General features: G+C 52.0%; 4 protein-coding genes and 1 pseudogene. 3 read left to right on the top strand and 2 right to left on the bottom strand.

Annotation, left to right across the window (positions count from 1 at the left end; all coding sequences use genetic code 11):
* The 3 genes from ACIQ20_RS15705 to ACIQ20_RS15695 all read left to right on the top strand — a co-directional run.
* A partial coding sequence (locus ACIQ20_RS15705; RefSeq protein ID WP_395781955.1) for a hypothetical protein occupies positions 1–212 on the top strand: 212 nt, incomplete at its 5' end.
* Positions 209–1,465, top strand: coding sequence for a Zn-dependent hydrolase (locus ACIQ20_RS15700; protein WP_395781953.1), 1,257 nt, complete (start codon positions 209–211; stop codon positions 1,463–1,465). The genes ACIQ20_RS15705 and ACIQ20_RS15700, both read left to right, overlap by 4 nt.
* Positions 1,465–2,343, top strand: coding sequence for a response regulator transcription factor (locus ACIQ20_RS15695; protein ID WP_395781951.1), 879 nt, complete (start codon positions 1,465–1,467; stop codon positions 2,341–2,343). The genes ACIQ20_RS15700 and ACIQ20_RS15695 overlap by 1 nt, the downstream gene beginning before the upstream one ends.
* 100 nt (positions 2,344–2,443) lie before the next feature.
* Here ACIQ20_RS15695 and ACIQ20_RS15690 read toward each other — a convergent pair whose 3' ends face one another.
* Together ACIQ20_RS15690 and ACIQ20_RS15685 are read right to left on the bottom strand one after the other, a co-directional pair.
* Positions 2,444–4,108: a TonB-dependent receptor gene (locus ACIQ20_RS15690; RefSeq protein ID WP_395781957.1), complete on the bottom strand. Its 1,665-nt coding sequence runs from the start codon at positions 4,106–4,108 to the stop codon at positions 2,444–2,446.
* Positions 4,109–4,210: 102 nt separating this feature from the next.
* Positions 4,211–4,696: pseudogene (locus ACIQ20_RS15685) on the bottom strand (TonB-dependent receptor plug domain-containing protein); the annotation flags it as partial.
* Positions 4,697–5,140 lie beyond the last annotated feature (444 nt).

Below are 5,140 nucleotides of genomic sequence, written 5' to 3'. Positions count from 1 at the left end.
GTGACGCGGTATATGATGGGCCGCTAATCGATGGTTTACAGGGATCCAATCGGGAAGCTTACGAAGCGACCATGAAGCGGTTGCTCGAGCTGCCTGTCAATGTCGTTCACGCCGGCCATAATGGCTCTTTTGGACGCGAGCGGTTGCATCAACTTGTGCGCGCATTTCTTGAAAGTCCAAGCAAGGCCCAAGCCAGCGGGATAGCCAAATGACCGACCAACCCATGATCAACGGCGAGCGCTTGTGGTCACGCCTTATGGCTATGGCGGAGATTGGTGCCACAAAAAACGGCGGCGTCTGTCGCCTCGCTCTGACCGAACTTGACGCCAAAGGGCGGGATCTTTTCGCCGATTGGAGTCGGCAAGCTGGATGTACAGTCAAATGCGATACGATGGGTAATATGTTTTTTCGCCGGGCGGGCACCAGAAACCACGCGCTGCCCATTGCCTCTGGAAGCCATCTCGATAGCCAAGCGACTGGCGGGAGATTTGACGGTGTCTATGGCGTTCTGGCCGCACTTGAAGTCATTGAAACCCTCAATGATAGCGGCATCCAAACCCATCATCCATTCGAAGCCGTTGTGTGGACGAATGAAGAAGGCGCGCGCTTTACCCCGGCAATGATTGGATCAGGCGTCTTTAGCGGAGCGTTTTCTGAAGCCTATGCCTATGCGCGCGTTGATGACGAAGGTACATCTTTTGAAGATGCGCTAAAAGCAATTGATTATTGTGGACAGGAGCCCTGTGGCCAACACCGTTTTAAAGCACATTTCGAACTTCACATTGAGCAAGGTCCAATATTGGAGAGCCGAAACCTTCCCATCGGGATCGTCACCGGCGTTCAGGGCATACGTTGGTATGAGATCAAAGTTATTGGCTCTGAGACCCACGCGGGTCCGTCACCCATGTCGATGCGCCGCGATCCAGTCCCGACCGCGGCAGCGATTATCAGCGCACTCTATGCGAAAATTGGCGAATATGACGAACACGCACGCTGCACGATCGGGCGGATTTCGGCCAGTCCCGGGTCTATAAACACGGTTCCGGGATATGTAACCTTTTCAGTCGACCTGCGCCATCCTAATGCTGACACGCTCGCGTCGCTTGATCACGCGCTTCGCGATATCTTAAGTTCTGCGACTGCCGATAGCCGGATTGAGGCGAGGCTAGAGCCCATCTGGCATTCACCGCCAGTTGTTTTCGACGAAAATTGTATTTCTGACGTTACAGAGGCGGCAGCTGTCTTGCGCCAAACCGCGATGGTGATGGTCAGTGGGGCCGGACACGATTCCGTTTATGTTTCGCGCGTTGCGCCAACTGGCATGATATTTATTCCTTGCAAGGATGGTCTCAGCCATAACGAAGCCGAAGACGTTGATCGCGCGCACGTCGTTGCAGGCGGCAATGTTTTGCTCCACGCCATGCTCGCGCATGACAGAAGATATTCGGGCGTCGAGCGTCCGTGATGCAAACCGAAACAATCCGATTGGGCGAGTTTGAGCAGCTTTCCTGCAAAATCGCGGCCGCGATGCTGTCGATCCAAACCGACGCACTTTTGCCGCGATTGCTCGATCTGGCGCAACTCGTTTCCCCGACCGAGACCTTGACCGCCTTTAGTTTTCGCTTGGATGCTCGGCCCACTGTGCTCTATGATGGCGAGGTCGATCAATACCGAACCGAGCGGGTACACTTCTATACCGCAGGCGCATATCTTCTCGACCCATTCTACAAAGCATTCCAAGATGGCCGGCGCGGCGCATTCCGTTTGGGCGACATTGCGCCCGATGACTTTTTTGATAGTGAGTATTATCGCGATTATTACAAGACAATCGGTGTTGTTGACGAAGTTGGTTTTCTGATTGGGATGGATCGGCGCACCGCCATCCACATTTCCCTCGCCACTTACAAAGCCGATGAAACATTTAGTCCGTCAGCCCTTGAAGGCATTCGTGCGCTTTTCCCCATTTTCGAAGCCGCCATTCAGTCTCAATGGCAAAGTCTGCCTGCAGTCGAAGGCCGAGCTGTCCCGATGGAATCAAAAACCCAAGCTCTTCTGCAACGTGCATTCTGGAAATTCGGGAGCAGTGTGTTAACGCACCGTGAGCGTGAGATTGTACGGCTGACCATTCAGGGCCATTCCGCCAAATCTGCGGCTCGCGTTCTCGCTATCGCACCAGGAACCGTCATGAACCATAAGCGGCACGTTTACGATAAGCTCGAAATAACGTCCTCTAACGCACTATTCTCGCTGTTTATGCGATCTTTAGCGGTGGCGGATTTTTCGCCGGACCTCGATCCGCTAGAGCGGCTGCGCGTAGTCGAAGCGCAGGCTTACAAGAATTGACTGACGGTCAATTTTGCACCTGAGCTCGGACGCCCTCATCGCTCTTGGCTCCCATAAAACGATGAGGGACTAGATTTAAGTCTGACTTTCAAACGCGGCTTTAAAAGCGTTGGCTCACCTCTATGCCGAACATCTTAGGCTGGCCTCTGGCGGTTACAACACCAAACCCAAAATCATCGGCTAAGACGAGATAATCAACATCAAAAAGATTCTTAGCAAACAGACTGACTTGAAGGTCGCTATCGGTGAGGTAAATCAACCTAAGGTTCGTCAAGCCATATGCATCCTGAGATTCCGCCGCTGCATTGACTTCGCTCAAAAATTGTTTGCTCTCATAGGTATAGCTGAGGCGCGCACTCACATCCCCCTCCGCAATACGTGCGAGTGACCAATCGGCGAGAACAGAGCCACTAAATTTAGGCGCAAATGTTAGTTTGTTGCCGGTGAAATCACCATCGTCGGTGACCAGCCGTCCAAAAGTTGCGTCGACATAATCGGCGGAAGCGGCAATACGAAACGCGCTTGTGACGTCGAAATTCGCCTCGATCTCAAATCCTTTAGACTCCACAGGCGCGTTCGCCGTTGAGGTCACACCGCCGCTTACCGTCTGAATTTGAAAGTCTTGGTAGTCAGAATAGAAGGCCGCGGCGTTTAGGATCAGACGACCATCGAAACCTGAGGTTTTGATTCCTGCCTCATATGACCAGTTTTTTTCCGGGTCAAAGGCGGTGAGATCAAGGTTACTCGTTGGATCGAAGCCGCCGGCTTTAAATCCACGCGCCGCGCTCGCATAGATCAACACATCTTTGCTCAACTTGTAGTCAACAACCAAGCGGGGCTGCAAGTCCGAATAAGTTTGCGAAAGCCTATTGCCGCCTGGTTGCGAGCCAATGAGGATAATAGGACCAATAAGTGTTGGAAGCCCGCTTTCCTGAACCGTTTCATAGACAAAGTCTTTTTTATCTTCGCTATAACGCAGGCCCACAGTTAATGATAATCGGTCGGTCGGCTTGAAAACCGCATCAGCATAGACAGACCAGCTGAAATAGTCGCCCTTGGAGGTAATCGACTCTTGCCCGATGTCGCACTTTGAACCAAAAATCTCGCTCTGCACAGGTTCTTCACAAAACAAGGCACCTGACCCATCTATTGGGAGGCCGCCCAAAATTGCGCCCTCATCAAATTTGACCCGAACAGTTTGACCTATATCTTCGACGTAAACATTAGCGCCAACAAACCAATCGATTATGCCGGTTACACCAACAATCCTGATATCCTGGCCAAAAGCTGTGGCTTTATAATCTAAGTAGTTGGCTTCAAATAGCTTCGGCACGGTTGCGTCGACATCGGAACTAATGTCGGTACGCGTGTCGGAATAGTTCGTTACGCTCTCTAGCCTCAAATTGTCGGCAAATTCATATGTTAACGTCAGATTGGATAGCCACATCTCGCGCTGCTCGATATAGTCAGGGTCGCCGGCAAATCTACCGTCAAAGGGGTCTGCAGGAAGGCCAGACAGGGCATTCAATCCGGGGTCCAGATTGTCTTGGGCTAAGCCTATGACGTCATCCTTTTGCCAAGTTGCCACGAGCTCGCCGCTGAATTGATCAGAAAACTCGAAGCCACTTTTAGCTCGGATTGAGTATGTATCACCCGATGGCGCACTTTTTCCTGTCAGGACATTCTTGTCCCACCCGCCCGAACTCCGTGCAAAGCCCGCTAGGCGAAGGCCAAAACCATCTTTGGACACCATATCGCCAGCCACTTCGCCCTCAAAAACATCATAACTGGCACCGCTGAGACGGACGATGCCGCCAGCGCCTTTGTTCGGGCCGTTAGTTATGATGCTGATCGCGCCGGTGGATGCATTTCGACCAAATAGTGCACCTTGGGGCCCTTTGAGGACTTCAATGCGGTTCAGGTCAAAGAAGGCAAGGTTTTGGCTGTTGACCCGGCCTGCATAAGCGCCATCCCAAAATGTGCCAATGGAATTCTCACCCCCAGCTCCAAAACTCTGAGTGGCCACACCTCGAACCGCGAATATCGGCGTGAGCAAACCCTGCGTTTTTCCGCTTAGGCCCGGTATGAACTGAACGGCATCCTGAATATCTTCTATGCCATTGGCCTTCAATTCCCGTGCAGTGATGGCAGTCACCGAGATCGGAACATCTTGCACAGATTCCGCCCGGCGCTGTGCTGTGACGACGACGATATTGCTTTCAGCTTCACTGTCCGTTTGCTCCGCATTTAACCTATCCGAGGGAGCCAATTGTGCTGCGGCGGGTCCGCCAATTGTTAGCAGCGCAGCCAAAGCTGTGCAGGCGCTCAAATTGCATTTGGTGCTCTTTTGCATGATTTATTCTCCCCTTGGTCGTGTTTTAAGGGGGGAGTATCTGGGAAGTTTGTCCCAGACGATATGTCATAAATTGGACTTACAATAGTCTCAATCGGGCCGGAGCTCTTTACCTTTTTTGGAATTATAAAACGCTATAAAACTGGCACTATATCAAATGCTAGAGCGCAACTGGGTTTCCATAGAAACGAAACTGCATCTCGGTGTTTGATCCCAGCCTTTGGTGGAGCGGATTTTCTTCAAGCCGTTTAGGCTTGATGAGCCAGGTTTTGCAGATAGACTCGAGAGGCGTCAGTCGCTGGAATAACGTGAGACGTGATCGTGTCCCACGGCGTGGTGTAACAGCGGCGTCATGAGGTAGCCGGTTTAGGGCTGAGTTGATCATGTTCAGGGGACTGCGCTGAGCATGACGATGGGATCATTGCTTAAAGGTGCGAGAGTTTC

It is taken from the genome of Aquidulcibacter sp. (genome assembly GCF_044346625.1).
GTDB lineage: Bacteria > Pseudomonadota > Alphaproteobacteria > Caulobacterales > Aquidulcibacteraceae > Aquidulcibacter.
The sequence above is the reverse complement of the archived record's forward strand: the minus strand, read 5'-3'. Positions and strand labels throughout refer to the sequence as shown.